24 protein-coding genes and 4 pseudogenes are annotated in these 24,838 nt (G+C 67.7%); 13 read left to right on the top strand and 15 right to left on the bottom strand.

Annotation, left to right across the window (positions count from 1 at the left end):
- Positions 1 to 44: 44 nt before the first annotated feature.
- The 8 genes from SSPN_RS57185 to SSPN_RS0131540 form a co-directional block, all read right to left on the bottom strand.
- Entirely contained in the window at positions 45 to 185 is a 141-nt protein-coding gene (locus SSPN_RS57185; protein WP_010312915.1) for a hypothetical protein, read from the bottom strand.
- Between the two features lie 149 nt (positions 186 to 334).
- Entirely contained in the window at positions 335 to 964 is a 630-nt protein-coding gene (locus tag SSPN_RS0131570; RefSeq protein ID WP_010312913.1) for a LysE family translocator, read from the bottom strand.
- 58 nt (positions 965 to 1,022) lie between these two features.
- Complete coding sequence (locus SSPN_RS0131565) at positions 1,023 to 2,378, bottom strand: MBL fold metallo-hydrolase (protein ID WP_010312912.1); 1,356 nt, start codon at positions 2,376 to 2,378, stop codon at positions 1,023 to 1,025.
- A gap of 6 nt (positions 2,379 to 2,384) precedes the next feature.
- On the bottom strand, positions 2,385 to 2,723 hold the full coding sequence (locus SSPN_RS0131560; protein WP_010312909.1) for a cupin domain-containing protein: 339 nt from the start codon (positions 2,721 to 2,723) through the stop codon (positions 2,385 to 2,387).
- 69 nt (positions 2,724 to 2,792) lie between these two features.
- Positions 2,793 to 3,167, bottom strand: coding sequence for a fluoride efflux transporter CrcB (crcB, locus tag SSPN_RS0131555; RefSeq protein ID WP_010312907.1), 375 nt, complete (start codon positions 3,165 to 3,167; stop codon positions 2,793 to 2,795).
- On the bottom strand, positions 3,164 to 3,505 hold the full coding sequence (locus tag SSPN_RS0131550) for a DUF190 domain-containing protein (RefSeq protein ID WP_010312905.1): 342 nt from the start codon (positions 3,503 to 3,505) through the stop codon (positions 3,164 to 3,166). The genes crcB and SSPN_RS0131550 overlap by 4 nt, the downstream gene beginning before the upstream one ends.
- Complete coding sequence (locus tag SSPN_RS46795) at positions 3,505 to 3,942, bottom strand: fluoride efflux transporter FluC (RefSeq protein WP_010312902.1); 438 nt, start codon at positions 3,940 to 3,942, stop codon at positions 3,505 to 3,507. The genes SSPN_RS0131550 and SSPN_RS46795 overlap by 1 nt, the downstream gene beginning before the upstream one ends.
- Before the next feature lie 126 nt (positions 3,943 to 4,068).
- Positions 4,069 to 4,824: a MerR family transcriptional regulator gene (locus SSPN_RS0131540; protein ID WP_010312899.1), complete on the bottom strand. Its 756-nt coding sequence runs from the start codon at positions 4,822 to 4,824 to the stop codon at positions 4,069 to 4,071.
- Positions 4,825 to 5,108: 284 nt separating this feature from the next.
- Between SSPN_RS0131540 and SSPN_RS0131535 the strand changes: the two genes are divergently transcribed.
- Complete coding sequence (locus tag SSPN_RS0131535) at positions 5,109 to 6,041, top strand: nucleoside hydrolase (protein WP_010312896.1); 933 nt, start codon at positions 5,109 to 5,111, stop codon at positions 6,039 to 6,041.
- Between the two features lie 166 nt (positions 6,042 to 6,207).
- A pseudogene (locus tag SSPN_RS46790) lies at positions 6,208 to 8,039 on the top strand (acyl-CoA dehydrogenase).
- Positions 8,040 to 8,140: 101 nt separating this feature from the next.
- Here the strand turns inward: SSPN_RS46790 and SSPN_RS63065 are convergent.
- The 3 genes and pseudogenes from SSPN_RS63065 to SSPN_RS0131515 all read right to left on the bottom strand — a co-directional run.
- Positions 8,141 to 8,218 (bottom strand): annotated as a pseudogene (locus SSPN_RS63065) (DUF3224 domain-containing protein); the annotation flags it as partial.
- Positions 8,219 to 8,319: 101 nt separating this feature from the next.
- On the bottom strand, positions 8,320 to 9,681 hold the full coding sequence (locus SSPN_RS46780; protein ID WP_049887705.1) for a glycosyltransferase family 87 protein: 1,362 nt from the start codon (positions 9,679 to 9,681) through the stop codon (positions 8,320 to 8,322).
- Between the two features lie 148 nt (positions 9,682 to 9,829).
- Entirely contained in the window at positions 9,830 to 10,597 is a 768-nt protein-coding gene (locus SSPN_RS0131515; protein ID WP_029535918.1) for a deoxyribonuclease IV, read from the bottom strand.
- Positions 10,598 to 10,779: 182 nt separating this feature from the next.
- Here SSPN_RS0131515 and SSPN_RS0131510 point away from each other — a divergent pair, with 182 nt between their 5' ends.
- From SSPN_RS0131510 to SSPN_RS0131465, 10 genes and pseudogenes are all read left to right on the top strand, one after another.
- Positions 10,780 to 11,742 carry a hypothetical protein gene (locus tag SSPN_RS0131510; RefSeq protein WP_010312880.1) on the top strand — a complete coding sequence of 321 codons (963 nt, stop codon included), beginning with the start codon at positions 10,780 to 10,782 and terminating at the stop codon, positions 11,740 to 11,742.
- A 225-nt stretch (positions 11,743 to 11,967) separates the two neighbouring features.
- Positions 11,968 to 12,318: a 30S ribosomal protein S6 gene (rpsF, locus tag SSPN_RS0131505; protein WP_010312877.1), complete on the top strand. Its 351-nt coding sequence runs from the start codon at positions 11,968 to 11,970 to the stop codon at positions 12,316 to 12,318.
- 41 nt (positions 12,319 to 12,359) lie between these two features.
- Complete coding sequence (locus SSPN_RS0131500; protein ID WP_010312875.1) at positions 12,360 to 12,842, top strand: single-stranded DNA-binding protein; 483 nt, start codon at positions 12,360 to 12,362, stop codon at positions 12,840 to 12,842.
- Between the two features lie 45 nt (positions 12,843 to 12,887).
- Positions 12,888 to 13,098: pseudogene (rpsR, locus tag SSPN_RS46775) on the top strand (30S ribosomal protein S18).
- Positions 13,099 to 13,116: 18 nt separating this feature from the next.
- Positions 13,117 to 13,569 (top strand): 50S ribosomal protein L9, encoded by a 453-nt coding sequence (gene rplI, locus SSPN_RS0131490; protein WP_010312873.1) that lies wholly within the window; start codon positions 13,117 to 13,119, stop codon positions 13,567 to 13,569.
- A gap of 422 nt (positions 13,570 to 13,991) precedes the next feature.
- On the top strand, positions 13,992 to 16,874 hold the full coding sequence (dnaB, locus tag SSPN_RS0131485; RefSeq protein ID WP_394378955.1) for a replicative DNA helicase: 2,883 nt from the start codon (positions 13,992 to 13,994) through the stop codon (positions 16,872 to 16,874).
- 606 nt (positions 16,875 to 17,480) lie between these two features.
- Positions 17,481 to 17,885 (top strand): VOC family protein, encoded by a 405-nt coding sequence (locus SSPN_RS0131480; protein ID WP_010312870.1) that lies wholly within the window; start codon positions 17,481 to 17,483, stop codon positions 17,883 to 17,885.
- Positions 17,886 to 18,020: 135 nt separating this feature from the next.
- A complete protein-coding gene (locus SSPN_RS46770; protein ID WP_337466385.1) occupies positions 18,021 to 18,617 on the top strand; it encodes a zinc-binding dehydrogenase in 597 nt (198 codons plus the stop codon).
- On the top strand, positions 18,614 to 19,717 hold the full coding sequence (locus SSPN_RS0131470) for a mandelate racemase/muconate lactonizing enzyme family protein (protein ID WP_010312866.1): 1,104 nt from the start codon (positions 18,614 to 18,616) through the stop codon (positions 19,715 to 19,717). Before SSPN_RS46770 ends, SSPN_RS0131470 begins: the two co-directional genes overlap by 4 nt.
- Positions 19,718 to 19,995: 278 nt before the next feature.
- Complete coding sequence (locus SSPN_RS0131465) at positions 19,996 to 20,532, top strand: GrpB family protein (protein ID WP_010312859.1); 537 nt, start codon at positions 19,996 to 19,998, stop codon at positions 20,530 to 20,532.
- Positions 20,533 to 20,783: 251 nt separating this feature from the next.
- Here the strand turns inward: SSPN_RS0131465 and SSPN_RS0131460 are convergent, their stop codons facing one another.
- Complete coding sequence (locus tag SSPN_RS0131460; RefSeq protein ID WP_029535914.1) at positions 20,784 to 21,593, bottom strand: alpha/beta hydrolase family protein; 810 nt, start codon at positions 21,591 to 21,593, stop codon at positions 20,784 to 20,786.
- 313 nt (positions 21,594 to 21,906) lie between these two features.
- Positions 21,907 to 22,596 carry a haloacid dehalogenase type II gene (locus tag SSPN_RS0131455; protein WP_010312856.1) on the bottom strand — a complete coding sequence of 230 codons (690 nt, stop codon included), beginning with the start codon at positions 22,594 to 22,596 and terminating at the stop codon, positions 21,907 to 21,909.
- 570 nt (positions 22,597 to 23,166) lie between these two features.
- Between SSPN_RS0131455 and SSPN_RS49485 the strand changes: the two genes are divergently transcribed.
- Positions 23,167 to 23,409: a hypothetical protein gene (locus SSPN_RS49485; RefSeq protein ID WP_010312854.1), complete on the top strand. Its 243-nt coding sequence runs from the start codon at positions 23,167 to 23,169 to the stop codon at positions 23,407 to 23,409.
- A gap of 227 nt (positions 23,410 to 23,636) precedes the next feature.
- Here the strand turns inward: SSPN_RS49485 and SSPN_RS46760 are convergent.
- Positions 23,637 to 24,086: pseudogene (locus SSPN_RS46760) on the bottom strand (class I SAM-dependent methyltransferase); the annotation flags it as partial.
- A gap of 173 nt (positions 24,087 to 24,259) precedes the next feature.
- Positions 24,260 to 24,574: a transposase gene (locus SSPN_RS52420; protein WP_237710830.1), complete on the bottom strand. Its 315-nt coding sequence runs from the start codon at positions 24,572 to 24,574 to the stop codon at positions 24,260 to 24,262.
- Positions 24,575 to 24,838 lie beyond the last annotated feature (264 nt).

Raw genomic sequence — 24,838 nt, 5'->3', positions numbered from 1 at the left:
TCGTTGCACCCGAGTGTATGCCCGGATTCACCCGAACCGTCGCATCAGTTGCTCAGGGCGGCCCAGGTCACGAGCGTTTCGACGGTGCTGAAGAGCGCGCCGAACAGCAGGAGCGCGAAGTTGACCATCTCCGGCCGGTCGCCGGCCAGCAGGATCCGGTACGGGTCGTGGGGGTGTTGGCGCACGTAATCTCGGTGCCCACCGGGATGCGGCGGAGCAGCCGGCCCCGGCCGCTGGGCGCCTCCAGCACCTCGCCGGTGGGCGCCGTCCAGCGGACCACCGCGTGGTGCCGGGTCATGCCCTGCGGGCCCGGCTGGTGGTCTCGCCGATCACGTCAGGTGGCCGCGGCGATGGGGGTGCGGAGCAGGCGGACGCCCAGGCCGATGAAGACCACACCGGTCACGCGGTCCAGGACCCGCCGCACGCGCGGCCTCGCGAAGACCCCGCGAATCCGGTTGGCGACGCTGACCAGCAGCGGCCACCACACCACCCCGAATCCGAGGGTGAGCAGACCGAGCAGCAGGGTCTGCGGCAGCAACGGGGCCGTGCGGTCGATGAACTGCGGCATGAGGCTGACGAAGAACAGCACGGCCTTCGGGTTCGAGACGTTGCTCAGGAAGCCCTGCACGAACGCCAACCGGGACGTCCGGGCGGGCTCGGCGGGAGCCTCGGTGACGGTCTTGTGCCGCGACGCCCAAAGCGCCTGGACACCGAGGAACACCAGGTAGCCCGCGCCGATGACCTTCACCACCATGAACGCAACCGCGGACTGCGCCAGCAGCGCGGACAACCCGAGCGCTGCGGCGGTGATGTGCACGCACAGCCCGCTCAACACCCCGGCCGACGCCAGGTACCCGGCTTTCGTGCTGCGGGTCGCATTGCGGAGCACCACCGCGAAATCCGGACCGGGAACGACGTAGGTGAGGACCAGCACGGTCAGGAAACCCAGCAGCGTCAACGACATGCTTCGACGATACTTCCGCCGGGCAAGGTGTTTTCCCACATGGTGGCCCGTTTCCGGCTCAACGGTCGGAAACCAGCGGCAGCCCGGCCCGGTGCGCGGCGGCGAACTCCTCGTCGACGAACACGACTTCGCGGCCCTCCCGCGCCAGCAGCGAGGCAGCCGCGGCCGCGCGGTACCCGGCGCTGCAGTGCACCCACACCACCCCGTCGGGCAGCTCGTGGGTCCGGTACCGCAGCTCGAAGAGCGGGATGTGCACGGCGTTCTTCAGGTGGCAGGCCCGCCATTCGCTGCGCATCCGCACGTCCAGCACGACGGTTCCCGGGCCCACTTCGGCGAGGTCGCCGAACGTCGCGGACGGCAAGCGGCGCACCAGGTTCACGTCAATGGCGAGTTCCTGCGGGCGACCGACCGCAGCCGTCGGGCGGTCGACCCCGATGCGCGCCAGCTCGCGCTGCGCCGCCGCCACCTGCTCCGGTGCCTCGCCGATCAGCGTCAGCGGGGAGCCCCACTCGATCAGCCAGCCGAGCCAGGTGGCCAGCGGGCCGTCCAGACCGAGGCTGATCGTGCCCGCGAGGTGGGCCTGCGAGAACGCCTGGCGGGACCGAAGGTCGACCACCCAGTCCCCGACGCGCAACCGCCGGGCCAGCTCCGCCGGCCGGACCCGGGCCGGTCCCCGCAGGTCGACCGGCTCCGGCCCGGCCAAGTTTCGCGGACCCATCTGTGCGTAGTAGGCCGGGAACGCGTCCAACGCGAAGAGGGTGTGCTCGACGAATTCGTCCTCGCCGAGCCGGAACGCGGCGTTGACCTTCTTCTGCTGGCCGACGGTCGCGGAGCTGCCGGACACGCCACCGGTCGAGCAGTAGCTGCCGAAGCCGTGCGTCGGCCAGATCGCCGCGCCGTCCGGCAGCACATCGGCGAGCTTGCGGACCGACGCGTGCTGATGCCGGGCGAGCTCCTCGCTGTGCTGCTGGCCGAGCAGGTCGGTGCGCCCGGTCGAACCGAACAGCAGCGATCCGCCGGTGAACACGCCGACCGCGCCGTCGGGATCTTCGAGCACGTAGGACAGGTGGTGGAAGGTGTGGCCGGGCGTCGCCAGCACGCGCAACCGAAGCCCCGGCGACACCGCCACCACGTCGCCCTCGGCCAGCGGACGCCGCGCGAACGACACCACATCCGCCGCGGCCACCCCGTACTGCGCGCCGGTCAGCCGGCACAGCTCCACGCCGCCGGAGATGTAGTCGTTGTGGATGTGCGTCTCCAGCACGTGGGTGATGCTGACGTCATGGTGACCGGCGAGCGCGAGCACCCGGTCGACGTCGCGCTGCGGATCCACGACGGCCGCCACCGCGCCGTCGGTGACCAGGTAGCTGCGGTCGCCAAGCGACGAGGTCTCGACGACTTCGACCGCGACCATGACCGGTCATTCGTCGCGGCCGTGGACCTGGGCCGGCGGGTGCGTGGCCTCGACGGCCGTGAACGTTTCCAGGATCTTGTAGCGGTGCTCGGCGCCCTTGGGGATCACCCACGAATCGCCCGGTTCGAGCAGCACCGTCTGGCCTTCGCTGTGCAGCTCCGCGCGGCCGCTGATCACGTATCCGGCTGTCTCGTAGTCCCGAGCCGCCGTCTGCTTGTCGATTCCCGGCGGCTCCTCGCGCCACAGCCGCATCGCCAGGCCGACTCCTTCGGCGAGGTAGTACTGCCCGAGGGAACCGCGCGGCGAGTGCGCGCCGTCCACTTTGATGATCGTGGTGTCACTCATCGGATCCCCTCCTCGTGCCCGTTCCGCCTCGATTCTCCCGCCGCCCGGGCGGTCGGGCAGCGCGACTTCTCAGGCCCAGATCGAGGCGGCCAGCACCACGCCGACCACGCCCGAACCGATCCCGGCGAGCACCGTGCCGACGACGTTGAGCACCGCGAACAGCCGCGCGCCGTCGAGCAGCAGGCGAACGGTTTCGTAGCTGAACGTGCTGAAAGTGGTGAGCGCGCCGCAGAACCCGACGCCGACCAGCGACTGGACCACCGGCATGGGTACGCCGAACAGCGCGGCGCCGGTGATGAACCCGAGGATCAGCGAGCCGATCGAGTTGACCACCACCGTGCCCCACGGAAACCCGGTGTCGTGCCGCGCCTGCACCCAGCGGTCGGTGAGGAACCGCATGCACGCACCCAGCGCCCCGCCGACCGCGACCAAGACGATTGTCACCGCGGCTCCTGCCCGACGTAGCGGATCACTTCGACCTCGTCGAGCAGTACCAAGCCCTTGGTGACCAGTTCGTCGAGCTCCGGTAGGAAGTCCCGCAGCCGCTGCTCGTCGTCGACGATCACCACCGCCACCGGCAGGTCCTCGCTCAGCGACAGCAGCCGAGCGGTGTGGATCGCGGAGGACGCGCCGAAACCCTCGACGCCGCGGAACACCGAAGCGCCCGCCAAACCGGCGCGCCGGGCCCGCAGCACGATCTCGTGGTACAGCGGTTTGTGCTGGTAGGTGGCGGTCTCGCCGACGATCGCGGTGAGCCGGTACGCCTGGCCGTTCAGCCGCATCACCGATCACCTCGCCGGGCCAGGCGCGCCGCCGAGCGTGCCGCGAGAACCCCGACCAGGACCGCGAGTAAGCAGCACACGACGGTTGCTACCAGGTAAGCGAGGGCGAGCGCGGGCTGGCGGTCGAACACCAGGTGCACCGCGTCGGCGACGTAGGTCGAGAAGGTGGTGAACCCGCCCAGTACGCCCACGCCGAGGAACGGCCGGACCAGCCGGTGCGCGACCACGAGCTCGGTGATCACGTGCATCAGCACCCCGATGGCCACGCAACCGACCACGTTGACCAGCAGCGTCGACCACGGTCCCGGCCACGCCAGAGATGCGCCGTAGCGCAGCAGCGCCCCCAGCGTGCCACCTACGGCGACCACCGCGAGAACGTCCCACGCGGCGCCGGCCCGGGGCTTGCGCCGCGGTTGCAGCTCCACCGGGAATGCCATGACCCCTCCCATCTCGGGTGAAGCACGTTACCCCGCCGGGTCGCGGCCGCGAGCCAGGTGTCGTGGGTGCGAACCAGGTGTCGTGGGTGCGAACCCGGTGCGCACCGGGTTCGCACCCACGAGTCGTTACGCCCCAGCCCTGGTGGCGTTGGCGTTGATCGCCGTCCGGATGTACTCGGCGAGGCCGGGCAGCAGCTTCTCGTAGTTCGCCGCGAAGCGTTCGTCCGCCACGTACATCTCGCCGAGACCGCGGTGGATCTCGTAGGTGCAGTCGTAGCACCAGCGCGTGATGTGCTGGCGGTGCTCCTCGGCGAGGTCCATCGCCTGCTCGCCGTCCGGGGCGCATCCGGCCCGCATCGCCTCGGCCAGGCGGCGGCCGATGTCCTCCTGTGAGGCCATGAATCGCTTCCAGTCCTCCTTGGTGAACGAGGACATCTTCTGCTGGGACTGCCGGTACGCGTCGGTGCTGCCCCAACGCTGCTCGGCCTCCGCGACGTAGTCGTCCGGGTCGAAGTCCCCGAACAGCTCGAACTTCTCCTCCTGCGTCAGGTCGATGCCCATCGTGTTCGCCTCCAGCTCGCTTTCCACCGCCGCGACCATCCGCTGCAACCGCTCGATGCGGGTCAGCAGCAGTTCGTGCTGCCGCTTCAGGTGCGCGTTGGCGTCACCGTCGGCGAGGATGCTCGCGATGTCGTCGAGGCCGAGGTCCAGCTCCCGGTATAACAGGATCCGGCGCAGCCGGTCCAGGTCCGCGTCGGAGTAGTTGCGGTAGCCCGCCGCCGTCCGACCGCTCGGGGTCAGCAGTCCCACCTCGTCGTAGTGGTGCAGCGTCCGCACCGTCACCCCGGCGAGCCGGGCGGCTTCACCGACCGAGTAGCTCATGGCCCTCACCTCCTCGGAACCGAGCTTGCGGCCTCACGCCACGTGAGGGTCAACCGGAATTCCTCGGTGAGCATGGCAACAGCGGTGGGCAGTGCCCTGGGCTCTCCTTCGGCGAGAGCATTACGCCGAGGCCGCTGAGCGTGGTCACGACCCGGCCGTTGTAGCCGATGCCGAGCCCGGCGAACGCCGCGCAGACCAGCCAGCCTTTTGTTGAAACAGCTGTTAGAGCTAGATCTGATTGTGCGGATAACGGTTGTCGTACGGCGTTCGGAACGAGGTGGCGAATGGTCAGGATCATTTGCGACGGCGACTACGGGATCGATGACGCGCTCGCGACGCTGTTCCTCCTGGGCCGGGCGGACGTCGAACTCGTCGCGGTCGGCACGGTGCACGGCAACGCGCCGTCGGACGCTGCCGCCGCCAACGCCCTGCAGGTGCTCGACGTCGCTGGTCGGCGTGACATCCCGGTGGCGGTCGGCGCGCAACGCCCGCTGGCCCAGCCGTTGGACATCTCCGCGCTCGTGCACGGCGAGGACGGCCTCGGTGGGCAGGCGCGACCGGTGCCCGGGCTGCACCCGGAGCCGGTGTCGGCCGCCGAGCAGCTTGTGCGGATCGCCCGGGAGCAGCCCGGCGAATGCACCGTCGTCGCGACCGGGCCGCTGACGAACCTGGCGCTGGCGCTGCTGCTCGAACCCCGGCTGCCGGGGCTCGTGCGGAACGTCGTCGTCATGGGCGGCACGATGCGGGAGCCCGGCAACTTCAGCCCGTTCGCCGAGGCGAACATCTGGCACGACCCGGAGGCCGCCGCGCTGGTGCTCGGTGCGGGCTGGCCGCTGACCCTGGTCGGCCTGGACGTCACGATGCGCACCTGGCTCGACGAGTCCGACGTGCACCGGATCGCGGCGGCGCCCGGCCCGAAGGCCGAGTTCGCGCACTCGATCCTCCGGCACTACCTGAAGTTCTACCGGGGCAGGCACGCCCGGCCCGGCTGCCCGCTGCACGACCCGAGTGCCGCGGTGCTGGCGGTGCGTCCGGACCTGGCGAGCTGCGAGGAGGTGCCGGTGCGGGTGGAGCTCCGCGGCGAGCAGACCCGGGGCATGCTCGTAGTGGACCGCCGCGAGTTCGCGGAGCACAATGTCCCACTGATCGACGTAGCTACCGAGATCGACCGGGACGGGCTCGTCGCCGAATTCCTCGCCGGCCTTCTGGGGGCGTAGCGGGCCGGGATTTTCCCGGTGAACGACCTGGTCGCGAGCGGGGTAGGTGGTGGCGCGGGAAATGTCACCTTGGCAGAAGTTACTGTCAGGTAATATCCTTTTGTTACCGACGAGTAAGAGCCGAGTCGGGCCCGCCCCGCAGAAGCGCGCAAGAGGGAGCCTTTCGATGGGCCACTACAAGAGCAACGTCCGCGACCTCGAATTCAACCTCTTCGAGGTCTTCAAGGTGCAGGAGCGCCTGGGCAAGGGTGCCTTCGAGCAGTCCGACGAGGACACCGTGCGGGGCGTACTCGCCGAGCTCAACGAGCTGGCGACCGGCCCGCTGGCCGACTCCTTCGTCGAAGGCGACCGCACCCCCGCCAAGTTCGACCCGGCCACCCACTCGGTAACCCTGCCCGAGGCCTTCAAGAAGTCGTACCAGCAGGTGGTGGACGGCGAGTGGTGGCGGCTGAGCCTGCCGGACGAGCTCGGTGGCTACGGCACCCCGCCCAGCGTCATCTGGTCGGCCGCCGAACTCATGCTCGGCGCGAACCCGGCGATCTACATGTACATGTCGGGCCCTAGCTCCGCGACGATCCTCTGGCGCAACGGCACCGAGGAGCAGCGCCGCTGGGCCCAGTTGATGATCGAGCGCTACTGGGGCTCCACAATGGTGCTCACCGAGCCGGACGCGGGCTCCGACGTCGGCGCCGGACGCACCAAGGCCATCAAACAGGAGGACGGCTCCTGGCACCTGGACGGCGTGAAGCGGTTCATCACCTCCGCCGACCAGGACATGACCGAGAACATCATGCACCTGGTGCTGGCCCGCCCCGAGGGGCCCGGCATCGAGTCCAAGCCCGGCACCAAGGGCCTGAGCCTGTTCCTGGTGCCGAAGTTCCACTTCGACCCCGAAACCGGTGAGCCCGGCGAGCGCAACGGTGCCTTCGTCACGAACGTCGAGCACAAGATGGGCCTGAACGCCTCGGCCACCTGCGAGCTGACCTTCGGCCAGCACGGCACCCCGGCCCAGGGCTGGCTGCTCGGCGAGGTGCACGACGGCATCGCGCAGATGTTCCAGGTCATCGAGTACGCCCGGATGATGGTCGGCACCAAGGCCATCGGCACCCTCTCCACCGGCTACCTCAACGCGCTCGACTACGCCAAGGAGCGCGTGCAGGGCGCCGATCTGACCAAGGCAGCAGACAAGGCCGCGCCGCGGGTGACCATCACCCACCACCCGGACGTGCGCCGCATCCTGATGCTGCAGAAGGCCTACGCGGAGGGGCTGCGCGCGGTGTACCTGTACACCGCGAGCTTCCAGGACCAGGTGGCGCAGGGCCAGCAGGACGGCACCGACTTCAGCACCGCCGAGCAGGTCAACGACCTGCTGCTGCCCATCGTCAAGGGCGTCGGTTCGGAGCGCGCCTACGAGATGCTGACCCTGTCGCTGCAGACCCTGGGCGGCTCCGGCTTCCTGCAGGACTACCCGATCGAGCAGTACATCCGGGACTCCAAGATCGACAGCCTGTACGAGGGCACCACCGCGATCCAGGCCCAGGACTTCTTCTTCCGCAAGATCGTCCGCAACAACGGCGCGGCCGTCGGCCACGTCGCCGCGGAGATCCAGGCGACGCTGGAGGCCGAGGGCGCCGACGAGCGGCTCAAGGAGGAGCGCGCGCTGGTGGCCCGCGCGCTGCAGGACGCCCAGGGCATGCTCGGCACGCTGATCGAGTTCCTGACCTCTTCGCAGGAGGACGTCGAGAACATCTACAAGGTCGGCCAGCACGCCGTGTCGTTCCTGCTGAGCTGGTCGGCTGGCTGCTGCTGCGGCAGGCCGAGGTCGCCCTCGCTGCGCTGGACGCGGGCGCGTCGGCCAAGGACCAGCCGTTCTACCGGGGCAAGGTGGCGGCGGCCCGGTTCTTCGCCAAGAACGTGCTGCCGGAGCTCACCGGTCGCCGCAAGATCGTCGAGGCGGCGGACAACTCCCTGATGGACCTCGACGAGTCCGTCTTCTGACGTCCGTGGGTGGCGGCGATTGCGCCCGAAATCGCCGCCACCCACGCATCAGCCCAGGTCGTACTCGAAGGTGTAGGGCACCGCGGCTCGCCGCTGCTGGCCGTGTAGCGGCCCTTGCCGCGCAGCCCGGCCAGCTCGCCGGTGGCCGAACCCGGCACCACCTCGAACGTGGCGTGGATCGACCCGTCGTCGCCGAAGTTAGCCGCGCTCCTCGATCGCGAAAGCGCCCTTGCGTCCGTCGAGAACGCCGTTGATCAGCTGCATCCCGGTGAACGACCCGTCACCTAGCCCACCGGCTTCGACCTCGCTGATCACCGTTGCCGGGCGTACTGATTGGAACGTCGTGGTCGGCGAGGTCCGGCAGCGCACGTGCTGCGCCGCTCGGTCCACCGGGGCCGAGATCGTCCACAGTGGAACGGGCGGCGAGGAACGCCACGAACAGGCCGACCAGCAGCGCCGCCCGACCCCAAACCCCGATCATCAACGCCTGCGCGGTGAAACCGTCGTGGATGCCGCCGGGCAGACCCGACATGTTCAGGTAGAACCAGCGGAAGATGCTGATGCCCATCGCCACGTCCGCCACCAGGTACGCCACGATCCAGCCCCAACGCACCGACACCAGCACGAAGAACGGCAGCAGCCACAACGTGTACTGCGGCGAATGCACCTTGTGCAGCAGCAGGAAACCGCACAGCATCGCCGCCGACACCTGGATCCACGGATAGGTCCCGGCACGCTCGTACCGCAACCAACCCACCGCGCAGGCGACCGCGAACGACAACAAGATCAGCAGCGGCGACACCACACCCATCGCCGACTGGAAGCCCTCGGAGTCGGTCCAGTGCCGAAAGCCCCAGTACCAGACCGAGTTCGTGCTGATGTCCACCTGCCGGCGCGACTGGAAGTCGAACGACGCCAGCCAACCGCCGAACCCGGCCAACATGAACGGCAGGTTCGCCAGCACCGCCGTCCCGACCGCCGCCCCCACGACCTGCAACGCGCCGCGCACGTCGAACCGCCGCGCCTCGCCCCGGCCCTCGGTCAGCACGTACAACGCCAACGGCAGCACGAAAAGCGCCGGATACAACTTCAGCGCGAAACCCAGGCCGAACAACACCGCGGCCGCCGTCGCGCGACGGCGCAACGACGCCGACGTCCACCGATGCACGACGAACACCGCGCCGGCCGCGCACGCCACGACAGGCAAATCCCAGTTGTGGAAGGCATAAAGCACCAGCGGCGGGCTGAGCGCCCACAACAACGCCCGCCAGCCGCTCAACCTGCCCAACCACCACGCGACGGCCAACCCGAACGGCGTCATCAACAACGCCGACGCGGCCAGGAAACCCGCGTCCGTGTGGGCGAACATCGCGCCCAACCAGATCAGCACCCCGGTCAGCACCGGGTACTCGACCACCCCGCCGTACAACGTCCCGTCGGCCGCGATCCCCCCGTTCACGTAGGGGAAGACGTGCCGATCGATGTCCCGGCCGATCCACAGGTTCTGGATGTCCGAGTAGCACACATCGCCGTAGGCCCGCTCCTGGTAGGCGGGCTCCGAACGCCCCCACTCGTCGTAGAGCGGGCCGGTGCAGCGCGCCTTGTTCGCGTAGCCCAACGCCAACGCCAACGCGGTGAACATGCACAGCGCGACCAAACCGGAGATCGTCAACCCGCGGGTCGTCCTAGCGCTGATGCCGATCACTCCACCCGTTCGATACCGGGGTGAGGGGCACCCTTGAGTGCCATAGCCGCCCAAGGGTGCCCCTCACCCGGAGAAGTCAATGTGTTCAGGCGACCTTGCTGCGGAGGAACGCGATGTCGTCGGCCTGGCCCTCGTCCGGGGTCTCCACCACCACCGGCGCCCCCGCGTTCGCGCACACCGCGACCAGCAGGTCCGGGTCGATGTTGCCCGCGCCGATGTTCGCGTGCCGGTCCCGCGACGATCCGAACTCGTCCCGCGAATCGTTGAGGTGCACCAGGTCGATCCGCCCGGTGATCGCCTTCACCCGGTCCACGACGTCCAGCAGCTCCTCGCCCGCCGCGTGCGCGTGGCAGGTGTCCAGGCAGAACCCCGCCCCGAACTCGCCGACCGCATCCCACAGCCGCGCCAGCGCGTCGAACCGCCGAGCCATCGCATTCGCCCCGCCGGCGGTGTTCTCGATCAGGATCGGCACCTCGAAGCCGCCCTCCGTGGCCTGCCGCTCGAACAGTTTGCGCCAGTTCGACACGCCCTCGGCCGGCTCGTCGTCCTTCGTCACGTGCCCGCCGTGCACGATCAGGCCCTGCGCGCCCACCGCGGCCGCCGCCTTGGCCTGCTGCCCCACCGCCTTGCGGGACGGAATCCGGATCCGGTTGTTCAGCGAAGCCACGTTGATGACGTACGGCGCGTGGATGAACACCGCCACGTCGCTGTCTCGCAACTGCTCGGCCTGCGGGTGCGGCTTCGGGGCCTTCCAGCCCTGCGGGTCCGACAGGAAGAACTGCACGACCTCCGCGCCGCGCTCGGCGGCGGCGGCCAACGGGTCATCATCGCGAACGTGGGCGCCGATACGCATACCCGAAGTCTAGGCGGCGGGCGGGTTCGCCTCCCGTCGGCTTGACCAGCGGATCGCCCACCCCGATCCCGCAGCGCGAGAACTCGTTCCTTTCGCCGGCCGGACGTCACCAACGGCGGTGTGCGCGCGTTATTAATCTTGAGAGAGTGATCGGGATTCGCACTGCCTTGGGGAGGCGAGAGATGGGCGCACGGGGGAAACCCAATCCGCAGTACCGGTCGAACGTGCTCGGCCGGACCGTGTCCGCCGGACTCGTGGGCCTCGTCATCACCGCCAGCACCTTCCTCGGCGCGGGAATCGCGAACGCCGCCGATCCGCTGCTCGTCGACCAGCCCCTGGCGACGGTCGAGGCGGAACCAGGGCAGCAGATCACCATCGCGCCATCGACGCTGGACTTCAAGGTCCGCGAAGCCGTGCTGCTCGCCATGCCGCTGGCCTTAGGCCAGGCCGCCGACGCTGCGGAACGTTTCAAGGAGCTCGCGCCGATCTCGCTCGGCGCCGCGCCCGAGGGCCACACCTTCTATTCCGGCAAGGACATCGCCAAGGCTGCCGCGCCGCGGCTCGCCGAGATCGGCCTGCCCGCCGACCAGGTCGACGCGGTGACCTGGCACTTCACCAACCTGGTCAGCCTCGGCAACGCCCTCACGGTCAAGGCGAAGCGCCCGGAGGAACAGCCGCCACTGTCGTCCGAGCAGCCGACCCCCGAGAAGGCGAAGCCGACACCGACGCCCAAACCCAGCGCGACGCAGCTGCCGAGCCCGACCACGCCGCCACCGGTCGTCACGACGCCACCGGTCGTCACGACGCCGGCACCGACCCTGACCCCCAGCAGCGGGGTGCCGGGCGCGATCAGTGTCCTGCCGCCCAGCCTGTGGGACCTCCAGGGAGGATCGCTGCCGTGGGCCGAGACCAGCTACGGTCAGGTCCCCGGCCTGACCCCGAAAGTCGGCGACCTGGCGAAGCAGCGGGCCCAGGATCAGCAGAAGACCCGCGAGCAGCAGGAGGAGATCCGCGCCGCGGGCAAGGCGGAGGCGCTGCCGACCGAGGTGACCGAGCGGGTCGCGGCCCCGGTGCTGCTCGCGGCGATCTCGCTGGCGGTGGTCACGGCGGCCCTCGCCCGAAGCTGGGTCCTCCGCCGCAACTGACCCCCTGGCTGCGGCGACCATCCCACCCGGTCCCGGTCCCGGTCCCGCAACTTGAATGTAAATCGGACCTTCGATTTCAGCGGAAATACGGAACCACGAGCGGCGGGTGCCGGAGCAGGGGTGATGCCGGTGCCGTCGGTGCCGCTTGCTAGCCTTGTCCAGTTCGTCGACGCGAACGACCCTCCTGCCACGGAGAGCCCGTGGCCGTGAGTCCACAGGAGGTGAATGGTCTTCATGCGTCACTACGAGCTCATGGTCATCCTGGACCCGAGCCTGGACGAGCGCACCGTCGCTCCGTCCTTGGAGAACTTCCTCAACGTTGTCCGCAACGACGGTGGCACCGTCGAGAAGGTCGACGTCTGGGGCCGCCGGCGTCTCTCGTTCGAGATCGAGAAGAACGCCGAGGGCATCTACGTCGTCCTGGACCTCAACAGCGAGCCGGCCACCATCAAGGAACTGGACCGGCAGCTGAACCTCAACGAGTCGATCCTGCGGACGAAGGTCATCCGCAAGATCGTCGAGCCCCGCAAGGCCGCGCGCGCCGCCAAGGCCCGCGCCGCTCAGGCGTCCGCCTGACCGGCTAGATTCCGCTAACGACCAGACTGGAGTCCCAGGTCATGGCTGGTGAAACGGTAATCACGGTGGTCGGCAACCTGACCGCTGATCCGGAGCTGCGCTTCACCCCGTCCGGTGCCGCAGTCGCGAACTTCACGGTGGCCTCCACGCCCCGGACCTTCGACCGCCAGACCGGCGAGTGGAAGGACGGCGAGGCCCTGTTCCTGCGCTGCAACATCTGGCGGCAGGCCGCGGAGAACGTGGCCGAGTCGCTGACCCGCGGCATGCGGGTCGTCGTGCAGGGCAGGCTGCGGCAGCGTTCCTTCGAGACGAAGGAAGGCGAGAAGCGCACCGTCGTCGAACTCGAGGTCGACGAGATCGGGCCGTCCCTGCGCTACGCGACCGCCAAGGTGAACAAGGTCAGCCGCGGCGGCAGTGGCTTCAGCGGTGGCGGGGGCCCGTCCGGTCCCCCGGCCGACGACCCGTGGGGTTCCGCGCCGCCCGCCGGTTCCGGTGGTGGGTTCAGCGACGAGCCGCCGTTCTAAACGGCGCAGCAACGCTTACGAAGTTTTCGTTCAGGAGGAAGACCGATGGCCAAGGCGCCCGTGCGCAAGCCGAAGAAGAAGGTCTGCGTGTTCTGCAAGGACAAGGCGGCGCAGATCGACTACAAGGACACGACGCTGCTAGATCCGTGCCCGTCGCGTGACCGGCAACTGCAGCCAGCACCAGCGCGACGTCGCCATTGCGGTGAAGAACGCCCGCGAGATGGCTCTGCTGCCCTACACCTCGACCGCTCGCTGATCCGGAAGGAGACACGTCGTGAAGATCATCCTCACCGCTGACGTGACCGGTCTCGGCGAGTCTGGCGACATCGTCGAGGTCAAGGACGGTTACGCGCGCAACTACCTGCTGCCCCGCAGCCTGGCCATCGTGGCCACCAAGGGCGCGCAGAAGCAGATCGAAACGATCCGCCGCGTGCAGGAGAACCGCCGGGTGCGCAACCTGGAGCACGCCCACGAGCTCAAGCAGCAGCTGAAGGACCTGGGCTCGGTCACACTGACCGCGAAGGTGTCCTCGCAGGGCAAGCTGTTCGGCTCGATCACCAGCGGCGACGTCGTCACCGCGGTGCGCAAGGCCGGTGGCCCGAGCCTGGACAAGCGTTCGGTCTCGCTGCGCGGCCACATCAAGTCGCTGGGCAAGCACGTCGTCGACGTGCAGCTGCACCCGGACGTGACGGCCAACGTCAGCGTCCAGGTCGCTAGCGAGCAGTGACCCGGTAGTACCGGTTTCCACAACGCGGCATCGTCCACTCCGACATTCGTGTGACGGGTGGACGATGCTGCGTCCGGTGCGTGCCCGGCGGTCATGGTGGTGGCCGAGTCACGCCATTTCCGACACGCCGACGAGCGCGACACACCGGGACTTTTCCACGGATTTCTTCCACAGCCTGCGCACAGCGGTTGACCTGGGGTTTGTTGTCGATCATGCCCACTTGTCCCCAAGTTGTCCCCAGCCGCGCGGAAGGCTGACGCGAGTTATCCCCAGCTCGATTCAATCTATCCACAGGTTGTCCCGAGCTTTGTCCACAGCTTGATTTGCTTGCTCCGAGCGGGCGATCTAGCTTCGCGCGCGGGCGGTCGCGCCGACCACGTGTGATCGTCTTGGCGCCGGAGGAGGTGACGGGTCCGGTGGCGGTGCCCGACGAGCGGGTGGATCCGTACTTCGCCGACGACGGCGGGTCCAGCGGCGGAACCTTCGAGCGGCAGCCCCCGCAGGACCTCGCCGCGGAGCAGTCCGTGCTCGGCGGCATGATGCTGAGCAAGGACGCCATCGCGGACGTCGTCGAGGTGCTCAGCCCCAACGACTTCTACCGGCCGGCGCACCAGGCGATCTACGACTGCGTCCTCGATCTCTACGGCCGCGGCGAACCGGCGGACGCCATCACCGTGTCGGCCGAGCTGGAGCGCCGCCAGGAGCTGCTCAAGGTCGGCGGCGCGCCGTACCTGCACACCCTGATCGCCACGGTACCCACGGCCGCGAACGCCGGCTACTACGCGGAGATCGTCTCGGAGAAGGCGATCCTGCGCCGCCTGGTGGAGGCGGGCACCCGGATCGTGCAGCTCGGCTACCACGGCTCCGAGGGTGCGGCGGTCGAAGAGGTCGTCGACCGGGCCCAGTCCGCGATCTACGACGTGACGGAACGCCGGGCCAGCGAGGACTACCACGTCCTCGAAGAGCTCCTCCAGCCGACGATGGACGAGATCGACGCCATCGCCTCCCGCGGCGGGGAGTCTCAGGGCATCCCGACGGGATTCGCCGACCTCGACGCCCTGACCAACGGCCTCCACCCCGGCCAGATGATCATCATTGCGGCGCGTCCCGGTGTTGGAAAGGCGTTGGGGCTGGACACGCCGCTGCCCACCCCGGGCGGCTGGACGACGATGGGCCAGGTCGGGGTCGGCGACTACCTGATCGGCGCAGACGGCAACCCGACGAAGGTGGTCGCGACTACCGACGTCATGCAAAACCGGCCCTGCTACGAAGTGGTGTTTTCCGACGGGTCTGTGGTCGTCGCGGACGCAGAACATCAGTGGAAGGTCACAACACGAGCCCACCGCCGCCAGATCACGGAAACGAAAACTTCGCTGTACTGGTCGCAGGAGTCAATCGATCGAGTAAAAGCCTCCTACAAGCACTCGATGACGGAGCAAGACCAGTTCATCAGTTCCCAGGAAGCACACGCCCCAGGCGACGAGTTTGCCAACACGATGCACCGCATCGTCACCAAGGTGTGGGACGGCGAGAAAGCCTTCCATCCCTTCTCCAGGCCGAAACGCAGCGGAACCCGGTGCATCGCCGCGTTCTCCAAACAGAGGTTCCCCGACCGGCTGGACCAGTGGATCACTCGGCCTTCGAACGCGTCGACGACGATCCAGCACAGCGAGATCGCCACTACTGAGGAGATCCACAAGCGCCTCCGTTGCTCAGACGGACGCCTGAACTACGCGGTCCCCAACGCCGCCCCCCTGGATCTACCTCACGCCGATCTCCCAGTGCCGCCGTACATGTTGGGCGCTTGGCTTGGCGACGGACATGCGAACGGTACGCCGGTCACCTCCGCAGACCCGCAGGTCCTGGCCAACATCGGCAACGAAGGTCTCGAAGCAGACCAACGTGGACGAACTAGTTACTCGATGAGGATGCCCGAACCGCCCCGCATCCGAGAGTGCTTCGTTTGTGGCACGATCTTCTCCCCCCGCTACTTCAGCGTCCGGGCGTGCTCCTACACCTGCGCGCGGAAAGCACGATCTCGCGGCACCGAGCCACCGCCGCTGACCTGCATTGACTGTGACAATCCGGCACGAGGCATCAGCCCACGTTGCCAGGACTGCCAGGACCGGCACGGAACTTTCGCCGCATGCTTGCGCACGCTCGGCGTGTTGGGAAAAAAACACATCCCCACCGAGTACTTGCGTGCCTCCGAGCAACAGCGACGTGCCTTGCTCGCGGGTTTGCTCGACGCTGACGGAACCGTTGAACACGCCGGTTCGGTTTCCTTCGGCGTGACAAACGAACGTCTCGCGCTGGACGTCCGTGAGCTCATCGTCAGCCTCGGTTACAGGTGCTCCCTCACCACCAAGCGGGTACGTGGCCGCAGTGAGGAAACCTCAACCTTCTACCGACTGAACTTCACAACCGAAGACGAAGTATTCCGGCTCGACCGCAAGAACCTGGCCCACCAGCAGCGGCGTACCGCCAGCAATACCCAGCGCACCAGCGTGCGCTACATCATCGACGTGCGCCCCGTATCGAGCGTGCCAGTACGGTGCGTCGAGGTCGACGCACCAGATCACCTCTACCTGGCCGGGCACTCGATGATTCCCACCCACAACTCCACACTGGGACTGGATATTGCCAGGTCAGTGTCGGTGAAACATGGGCTTGGGAGCGTCATCTTCTCGCTGGAGATGGGGCGCACGGAGATCGTCATGCGCATGCTCTCCGCGGAGGCCCGGATCCGGCTTGGCGACATGCGCGGCGGTCGGATGACCGACGACGACTGGACGCGGCTGGCGCGGCGGATGAGCGAGATCAGCGAGGCGCCGCTGTTCGTCGACGACTCGCCGAACCTGACGATGATGGAGATCCGCGCGAAGGCGCGGCGGCTGAAGCAGCGCCACGACATCCAGCTGATCGTCCTGGACTACATGCAGCTGATGACGTCCGGCAAGCGTGTCGAGTCCCGCCAGCAGGAGGTCTCGGAGTTCTCCCGAAACCTCAAGCTGCTGGCGAAGGAACTCGAAGTCCCGCTGATCGCGATCTCCCAGCTGAACCGAGGCCCGGAACAGCGAACGGACAAGCGGCCGCAGCTGTCGGACCTGCGTGAGAGTGGTTCGCTGGAACAGGACGCCGACATGGTGATCCTGATCCACCGGCCGGACGCGTTCGAGCGGGACGACCCACGGATGGGCGAGGCGGACCTGATCCTGGCCAAGCACCGTGCCGGTCCGACGGCCACGATCACCGTCGCCCACCAGTTGCACTACAGCCGCTTCGTCGACATGGCCCAGGAGTAGTCCGGGCGCAGGGTCTCAAATCTGATGTGCAAAGTGGCGTGCTGTTGGCGACTTTCGTTCCAGTTTCACGACTCAGGAGCGCGAACCGTATGGGATCGGGCGCTGCCTGCGCACCTGGAGTTCGTGCGTTCACTGCTGGAGGATCAAGCCGACCGGCTCAGGAGAAGCTGATCACGTGGATGTCTACGACGCGGTACAGAGCAGACCGTCGATTCGTGCATTGCACACTCTGCTCCGGCGCACCGCTACCAATCTCGACCTCCCCTCGCCGAGACAGTGACGTTCCTGAAATGACTGCTATTCCAAGCTTTGCTCGATGTACGGATCTGAACGCTCGCCGGGAACGCAGTCGCGGCCAAGCGCGCTACCGATGAAGAAGCGCGGTAAAGCTGAGACTGAGCTTGGGTGACGTCGAAGTGAGACAACTCGAAACCCGCAGGTCATGCTCTGGAGGATCTCCAGCAAGGCCAGTACACGGGCGATCGGCCGAGTCACACGCAAGATGCTCCCAATACCGGGCGGATCCTGTCGACTATTGCCTCTAGCGTGTCCGGTGTCCTCGGAGGGCGAGTCAGAGCCGTCCTCCAGTGCAGAAAGGGATCCACCGTGCAGTTTGTCTCTGTCCGCGTCATCAGCAGCGACGTCGCCCGCCTTGTCAAGTTCTACGAACAGGCGACCGGCTTTGAGTCGCGGTGGCTCGCCGAGCAGTTCGCTGAGCTCGTGGGCTCGTCGTGCACCTTGGCAATCGGCAGTGCCGAGACGATGGCGCTGTTCAGCGCCGGGGCGGCCGTACCCGAGTCGAACCGGACCGCGATCTTCGAGTTCCTCGTCGAGGACGTCGACCGGGAGTACGAACGGCTGACGAGGCTAGCTGTCGTCCCCGAGATCGTGCAGAAGCCGACCACGATGCCGTGGGGAAACCGCTCCCTGCTGTTCCGCGACCCCGACGGCAACCTGGTCAACTTCTTCGCACCACTTACCGAACAGGCCCGCGCAAGGCTCGCCCGCTGACGACAGCAACGTTCCAGACCAGTGACGTCCGTCCGCGGTCTGACCGCGGAGAACACCGCAGGTCGCACAAGATCAACATTTCACCGCTAGATCGAGTGAACGTCGATCGCTGTCTGTTCACGAGCCACAGCCTTGGTGCCAGTGTTGCGGTGTGACCGGCCACAAGGACGCTGCCATCACGCAACACGTCCTGGCCCACACGCAATCACCGGCGCCTCGGGAGGCGTGGGATCGGCCGTCGTCCAGCTTGCCAACCGGCGCGGCGCGACCGTCATCACGCTCTCCTCCTCCTCCGCCAAGGCCGATGAGAGGCGCACACTCAGGGGCGCCGACCACGTTGTCGACCGCAGTGCCGAACTGGTCGCGGCGCTCGGCGAAGCCTCGAACGACGTCGTGGTTGACCTCGTTTGTGTGGGTGGGGGGCGAGCAATGGCCCGCCTTCCTCGGCATCCTGCGCCGAGGCGGGCGCTACGTGAGGCCGGGGCGAATCGCCGGGCCGATCGCGCAGATCGACTGCGGACGCGCTACCTCAAAGACCTGACTCTGCTGGATTGCACCTTTCAGGAGGACGAGGTCTTCGGGAACCTGGTCTCGCACGTCGAGGCGGGAGAGATCCGGGCTTGCGTCGCCAAGGTCTTCCCGCCGAAGGCGATCGGCCGGGCACTGGAAGAATTTCTCAGCAAGACGTTCACGGGCAAGCTCGTGCTCACCATTCCGGAGGTCGGACAATGAGGATCGCTGAAATCCACATCTATCGGCACGGTCTGCCGGTCCATAACGGCCCCTACAAGATGTCCCATTCAGAGGTCCGGTTTCTGTCCACGACGCTGGTCAAGCTGGTGGCCGATAACGGGCTTGTCGGCTGGGGCGAGACCTGCCCGGTCGGCCCCACCTATGCCGAATCCCACCCCGCCGGGGCCGTGGCGGCACTGAGCGAAATGGCGCCGGGGCTGAGCGGCGCCGAGGTGCTGCCGGTACCGTTGCACCGGCGCATGGACGGTCTGCTCAATGGCCACAACTACGCCAAGGCCGCCATCGACATCGCCGCCCATGACCTTCTGGGCAAGCATCTCGGCGTAAGCGTGTCCGACCTACTTGGTGGCGCGATGACCGATCGCGTGCCGTCCTACTACTCCACCATTGTCGGCCCGCCGGATGAAACCGCCCGCGTCGCAGCGGAAAAACGTGCCGAGGGATACCCGCGCCTGCAAGTCAAGATCGGCGGACGGCCTGTCGAGGAAGACATCGAGACCATCCGCAAGGTCTGGGAGGTCACCCGCGGGTCGGGGGTGCGTCTGGCGGTGGATGGCAACCGCAGCCTGACCACTCGCGATGCGCTGCGGCTCAGCCGGGAATGCCCTGACGTCCCCTTCGTCATGGAACAGCCCTGCAACACCATCGAGGACCTGCAGAAGATCCGCTCGCAGGTCAGCCACGGCATCTACATGGACGAAAACGGCACCAGCCTGAATACGGCGATCACCGCCGCCGGCACCGGACTGGTCGATGGCTTCAGCATGAAGGTCACCCGGATCGGCGGGCTGCATCCGATGCGCGCGTTCCGCGACATCTGTGCGGCACGGAACCTGCCGCATACCTGCGACGATTCCTGGGGCGGAGACATCATCGCCGCCGCCTGCACCCATATCGGCGCGACGGTGGCACCTGAGCTGTTCGAAGGCGTCTGGTTGGCGGCCCCCCACATCGAAGGTCATTACGATCAGGAAAACGGGATCCGCATCGAAGGCGGCCATATCAAGCGACCGCAAGGTCCTGGCCTGGGCATCACGCCCGATGAAGGCCTTTTCGGCACCCCAGTGGCGTCTTTCTGAAGAAACTGGGGGTTGTATCAGCTATGACCGGGGCCTCAACGGCATGTTCAAGGCCGAGTTGATCGAACGCAAGGTCCCTGACGTGACTTCGCCGGGGTCGAGCGAGCTGAGGCCGTCTGGAGGGCGGGTGGTGCAACAATGAGCGCCTGCACTCGGCGTTGTACCACGTGCATGAGCCGCCCCGGAAAAGAAGGCCCGGCCCCCCACATGAGCGGCGAACCGGGCAAGATCATCTACAACTTGACCAGCAGTTGCGGCGCGGCTCTTAAAATGCGCAGATGGCCATTGATATAGCGGAGTACGACGCTTCCTGGCCCGAACAGGGAGCCCGGGCTAGTGCGGAGCTGATCGCCGCACTGCCCGGGCTGTTCCTGAACGTCGAGCACGTGGGCGGCACCTCCGTACCGGGGCTGGCAGCCAAGCCGGTGATCGATTTGATGGCGTCGGTTACGCGGCTGGCCGACGTTACTGCCGACCGGGAAGCCGTGTTGGAGCGGCTGGGCTACCGGCCACAGGAGACCGCGATGCCCGAGCGGCTTTTCTACTACCGGAACACTGACCTCGGGCGGCGCAGCCACCACCTGCATATCGTTACCGCCAACACCTGGGGCACTCGTAACGAGCGGCTGTTCCGCGACCACCTGCGGATGCATCCGGAGGTGGCGGCCGAGTACGGAGAGCTGAAGCGGCGCGTCGCTGCCGAGGAAGAAAACGGACTCGCCTACACCAAGCGCAAGACGGAGCTGATCCAACGCGCAGTCGACCACGAGCGTGCCGCCCGCGGCCTGCCCCTCGTGCCGGTTTGGGAGGAGTGAGCCCGACGCAGCGGTCGACACCGCTTGGCCCGCTTCCGAAGAAATGCCACGAAACTGAGACTGACCTTGACCTGTCGACCGGTGAGAAAACAACAAACACGCAGTTCAAACGAGATCAAGATGTCGCGAGGTTTGAGACCTTACAGGGCGTTTTGCGGGTTTCACGGCTGATGCGCACCGCGCCGCCGCGAGGGCTCAGCCCGACTTGCTGCGCGGGCGCAGCTCACGGTTGGACGTCGCGACCAAGCAGGTCACCGGCTCCGCCTACCTGCATCCGCGAGGTGGCGTCGGAACCACGTGGTCAGGCCGGCGTCCACCTCGCGGGCCAGTGGCAGCTGTGGTGCGGGCTCGATGCCGGGCTCGTCGGCGAGCGGGTGGGCCAGCCCGGGGATCGACAGCAGTTCGGACCGTTCGCCCAACGCGTCGACGAGATCCAACGCGTCGGCCCGCAGCGCCGGGTGATCCAGCTCGCCGCTGACGACCAGCAGCGGCGCCCGACCGGCGATGGTGCCCGCCGCGGCGACGAAGTCCAAGCTGTCGACGGTTTTCTCGGACTCGGCGTCATACGGGTAGTCGCCTGGGAACAGGTCCACGACGGACCGCATCCGGATGGCGGCGTTCACGATGGCGCCGGCGAAGACCGGTATCTCGGTGCCGGCGAGGATCCGCAGCGCGACGGCCCCGCCCAGCGAGCCGCCGAGCACGCCGATCGGGCCGTCATCGACCGGCAGCTGTGCACGGATCGACGCCAGTGCGGCCGGGAACTCCTCCGACGCCTGCTGGACGAACGGGTGCAGAGCGGACATCAGGACGTCCTTGCGGATCAGCTCCAAGCCGGCGGCCATGCTGCCGTCGACCATGCGCGCGCCGCACATCGGCATGCCGAGGTGCACCCGCCACGCGGGCAGGTCGTTCATCGGCAGCGCGGCAGCGAACGCGGCGTCCGACCTCGGCGCGTCCAGCATGTGCCAGGTGACGATCAGCGGCGCGGGGCCGTTGCCGACCGGTGGTAGAGCGGTGAACGGCACGCCAGCGGCCATGCCGGTGATTGGTGAGCGCATGCAGCCACGGTAGGTCGACCGCCGCGTGCCGGGAATCGGTTACGCCACGAGGGAAATCGGCACGGCAGGCGCCCGCGCTTCTCGTGCAGGTCGGTGCCGTTCTCGTTGTCAAAGCGGTACCCGAAACCGGGCACGCTCAATCGAGCAGGTTGAAGAGCTCTCCGCGCAGGTAGCGGGTAGCAATCGCGCGTCCAGCGCACGACAAGGCATCTGACGATCATCGGAACGACAAGCGGCGCTTGTGCGAGCTGGGCTCCGCGCGGACAGCCACGACCCGCCCTGGTGGGCGGGGAATCGGGTTGCCGGTTGCTCGCTAGGCCTTGTCGAGTTGGTCGGTCAGGTCGGTCAGGCCGTCGGCGTGCAGGTCGAACCGGTCCGAGCGGTTGGGCGGGTCGCCGACGGGGCGGGCGACGTAGGCGGTGCGCAGGCCGAGGGCTTGCGCAGCGCGCAGGTCCCAGGCGTGGGCGGCGACCATCAGCAGCCGCTCCGGGGGTCGTCCGGAGACGGTGACGGCCAGCTGGTAGACCGCCGGGTCCGGCTTGTAGGTCCGGGTGTCTTCGGCGGACAGGGCTTGGTGCCAGCGCAGTCCCGCGTGGGCGTTGAGTCCCAGCAGCGCGGTCCGGCTCGCGTTGGAGAGTCCGATCAGCGGGAACCGTTTCGCGAGTCGGGCGAGCCCAGCCACGGTGTCGGGCCACGGCGGGAGTTGGCGAGCTGACGTGGCCAGCGCCGCTACCGCTGTCGGGTCGTCGACTCCGGCGGTGTCGGCGACGATCCGGGCGGCTTCCCGGTCGAGGTCGTCGCTGGTGACGTAGGGCCGGGCACCGCCTAGGATGCGACGCTGCTCGCGGTCGATGTGCTGCTGCCACAGCAACAGGAGCTGCTCGATCCTGGGATCGTCGAGCGACGGGTCGAGTTCGCGGAGGCCGGCGCGGATGCCAGCGGGTTCGTCGACGAGCGTGCCGAGCACGTCGAACACGAGGGCATCGATCTCCAGCTCTGGCATGGCGAGGTCTCCCGGTTGAAGTGGGCGGGCAGTCAACCACTTCTCGCCCGCGTAGCCGGATCGCACCGGCCCGTGCATGTAAGGGCTAAAGTGGCCATCTACATAACCGACAGTTCTTTCCTCTTCATCCCGTCGTACCCGTCGAGGCAGGACATCGACCACAGGCCCGGCCTCCGGCGGGTACTGGGATCCGTCCTTCGCTGCCACATGCCACGGCTGACCACCGGAACGCCCTCCACTGGGAGCTTGAGCGCTGAGCTCTGCCGCACCAATGCTTTGGGATAGTCCGCGCACGCATCCGCACCTTCCGGCAGATCTGCCACGCCTGGTCGATCTCGTCCCGCACGCTGGCCAACGCCGCGATCGACTCAGCCAACTCGGTGTCGTTGGTCTCCAGCGCGAGCGAATAAAGTTCCGTGCCCGCCTCGTCGATGCGCTCGCCGACGGTCGGAAACGCCTGGACGCGCGCGGGCCTGAGCGTCACTGCGCCGCCCGCCGCCGCGTTCGACCTGGTGTCGGCCCAGTATTTCCCCACTCCTGAACGAGCCCGATCACACCGCTGCGCGCGGGTTGCTGGCCGCCGTCGCCCCGGGCGGCACGTTCCTGTTTGTCGGCCACGATCCTGGCGACCTCCGGCCGGGCACCGTCCACGGTTTCGACCCGAGCGACTACTACCACCCGCACGAGATCGCCGGTCTCCTCGACGACGACTGGGCCGTCCTGGTCGACGAAACCCGCCCGCGAACCGTCCCGCCGCTGCCCGGCACTCACCACGCCCACGACACGGTCTTCCGGGCGAAGAGCCTGCGATAACAGTCCTGTGTGGACTGAAGATTCAGGCAGGCCAACCGCCAGCGCCGCGGCAGCGCGGGCGGCTGGCGGACCGGCTTCGAGCGGGCGATTTACCAGCGCTGCAACGAAGTCGAGCGAACGGTCAATGTCGTCGAGGGCTTGGCCGCGCGCTTCGACAAACGGGCGCGCATCTTCCACGGCACTGCGACCGTTGCGGCCGTACGCCCAATCCTTCACCGGGAAGGCGATCAACCGAGTCGCTCGCCGAGGCGCATGAGGAGGTGGCCTCGGCGGTGTCGTTCGTTCTCGCGTGGTTGGCGTAGCATCCGGCCGGTTTCGATGAATCCGGCTTCGCTTGCTAGTCCTGCGAGGTCGTCGATCGGCCATCGGTAGGCGGTCGTGACCTTGTGGTCGAACGCGGTGACCGGTCCGTCCTCTGCTTCGAAGAAGGCGAGCAAGAGGTGTCCGCCAGGTGCGAGTACTCGCTGGAACTCGGTGAGGTAGGAGGGCAGGTCCTGTGGTGGGGCGTGGATGACGGAGTACCAGGACACGATCCCGTCCAGTTTGTCGTCGGGGAGGTCCAGTGCGTCCATCGAACCGACGTCGAATCGCAGATCGGGGTATGTCTTGCGGGCAAGGTCGATCAGCACCGGTGACAGGTCGATACCGAAGACGTCCAGTCCTATAGGTGGCTGGTGTCGAACGGGGGTTTGTGGGGGCTTGATCTGTTCTGTGTTTGTTGAGCGGGTCGGTGTGGTCGCGGGTTCTCATCGATCGGGTTCGGCGGTGTGGCGGGACTCGGGCGTGATCGTTGCCGGTATGCCCTGACCGGGGGGCTCGTGCGTGTCTTGGCGGGCCCGCTGGGGCCTGGTCAGGCGGGGGGGGGGGGGCATCCGGTCGCCGTGCGGGCGATCCCGAGGATGCCGAGGCGTGCGAGGTTGACCGCGGCGGCCAGCAGTGAAAAGTCGGCGGCTGTTTTCAGCAGTCCTCGGACGCGGGCCCGGCGCCCGCCGTGGCGGGGGGGGATGAGATGAGCGATTTTGCGTTCGACTTTGGGGCGGGTGGCGCGGTAGTCGGCCCGCCAGGCGGGGTCGGTTTGACGCGCCCGCCCGGCTTGCAGCGCGGCCTCGTGGGCACTGACGGTGATCGTGCGGCCGGTCTTCGCGGTGGTGCACTGTGCGGCCAGTGGGCAGGCCGCGCAGGCGGCGCCGAAGCTGGCCGCTCCGGCGTGACGCTCGCGGGCGCGGATGGGCGCGGTGTGCCCGGCGGGCAGGTCACGGTCTGCGCATCGAGGTCGATGTCGAAGCGGTCCTTCGGGAAATGACCTTTCACCGCCGCCGGCGGCTGCACCTTCAGTCCATTGTGGATGTCGGTCTCGTCCAGCCGTTCCAGCAACTCGCCCGCACCGTAGGCCGCATCCCCATACACCGCCGCCCGATCCTCATCCTTA

It is taken from the genome of Saccharopolyspora spinosa NRRL 18395 (assembly GCF_000194155.1).
GTDB lineage: Bacteria > Actinomycetota > Actinomycetes > Mycobacteriales > Pseudonocardiaceae > Saccharopolyspora > Saccharopolyspora spinosa.
The sequence above is the reverse complement of the archived record's forward strand: the minus strand, read 5'-3'. Positions and strand labels throughout refer to the sequence as shown.

Bases quoted from the DNA above. Each gene is read 5' to 3' on its own strand.
- SSPN_RS0131510 (WP_010312880.1), top strand. From the start codon at position 10,780: ATGGGCGCACGGGGGAAACCCAATCCGCAGTACCGGTCGAACGTGCTC.
- SSPN_RS0131515 (WP_029535918.1), bottom strand. From the start codon at position 10,597: ATGCGTATCGGCGCCCACGTTCGCGATGATGACCCGTTGGCCGCCGCC.
- SSPN_RS46780 (WP_049887705.1), bottom strand. From the start codon at position 9,681: ATGTTCACCGCGTTGGCGTTGGCGTTGGGCTACGCGAACAAGGCGCGC.
- SSPN_RS0131470 (WP_010312866.1), top strand. From the start codon at position 18,614: ATGAGGATCGCTGAAATCCACATCTATCGGCACGGTCTGCCGGTCCAT.
- SSPN_RS0131535 (WP_010312896.1), top strand. From the start codon at position 5,109: ATGGTCAGGATCATTTGCGACGGCGACTACGGGATCGATGACGCGCTC.
- SSPN_RS0131565 (WP_010312912.1), bottom strand. From the start codon at position 2,378: ATGGTCGCGGTCGAAGTCGTCGAGACCTCGTCGCTTGGCGACCGCAGC.
- SSPN_RS46795 (WP_010312902.1), bottom strand. From the start codon at position 3,942: ATGGCATTCCCGGTGGAGCTGCAACCGCGGCGCAAGCCCCGGGCCGGC.
- SSPN_RS0131500 (WP_010312875.1), top strand. From the start codon at position 12,360: ATGGCTGGTGAAACGGTAATCACGGTGGTCGGCAACCTGACCGCTGAT.
- SSPN_RS0131540 (WP_010312899.1), bottom strand. From the start codon at position 4,824: ATGAGCTACTCGGTCGGTGAAGCCGCCCGGCTCGCCGGGGTGACGGTG.
- SSPN_RS0131550 (WP_010312905.1), bottom strand. From the start codon at position 3,505: ATGCGGCTGAACGGCCAGGCGTACCGGCTCACCGCGATCGTCGGCGAG.
- SSPN_RS0131455 (WP_010312856.1), bottom strand. From the start codon at position 22,596: ATGCCAGAGCTGGAGATCGATGCCCTCGTGTTCGACGTGCTCGGCACG.
- SSPN_RS0131560 (WP_010312909.1), bottom strand. From the start codon at position 2,723: ATGAGTGACACCACGATCATCAAAGTGGACGGCGCGCACTCGCCGCGC.
- SSPN_RS0131460 (WP_029535914.1), bottom strand. From the start codon at position 21,593: ATGCGCTCACCAATCACCGGCATGGCCGCTGGCGTGCCGTTCACCGCT.
- SSPN_RS0131465 (WP_010312859.1), top strand. From the start codon at position 19,996: ATGGCCATTGATATAGCGGAGTACGACGCTTCCTGGCCCGAACAGGGA.
- SSPN_RS0131570 (WP_010312913.1), bottom strand. From the start codon at position 964: ATGTCGTTGACGCTGCTGGGTTTCCTGACCGTGCTGGTCCTCACCTAC.
- rpsF (WP_010312877.1), top strand. From the start codon at position 11,968: ATGGTCTTCATGCGTCACTACGAGCTCATGGTCATCCTGGACCCGAGC.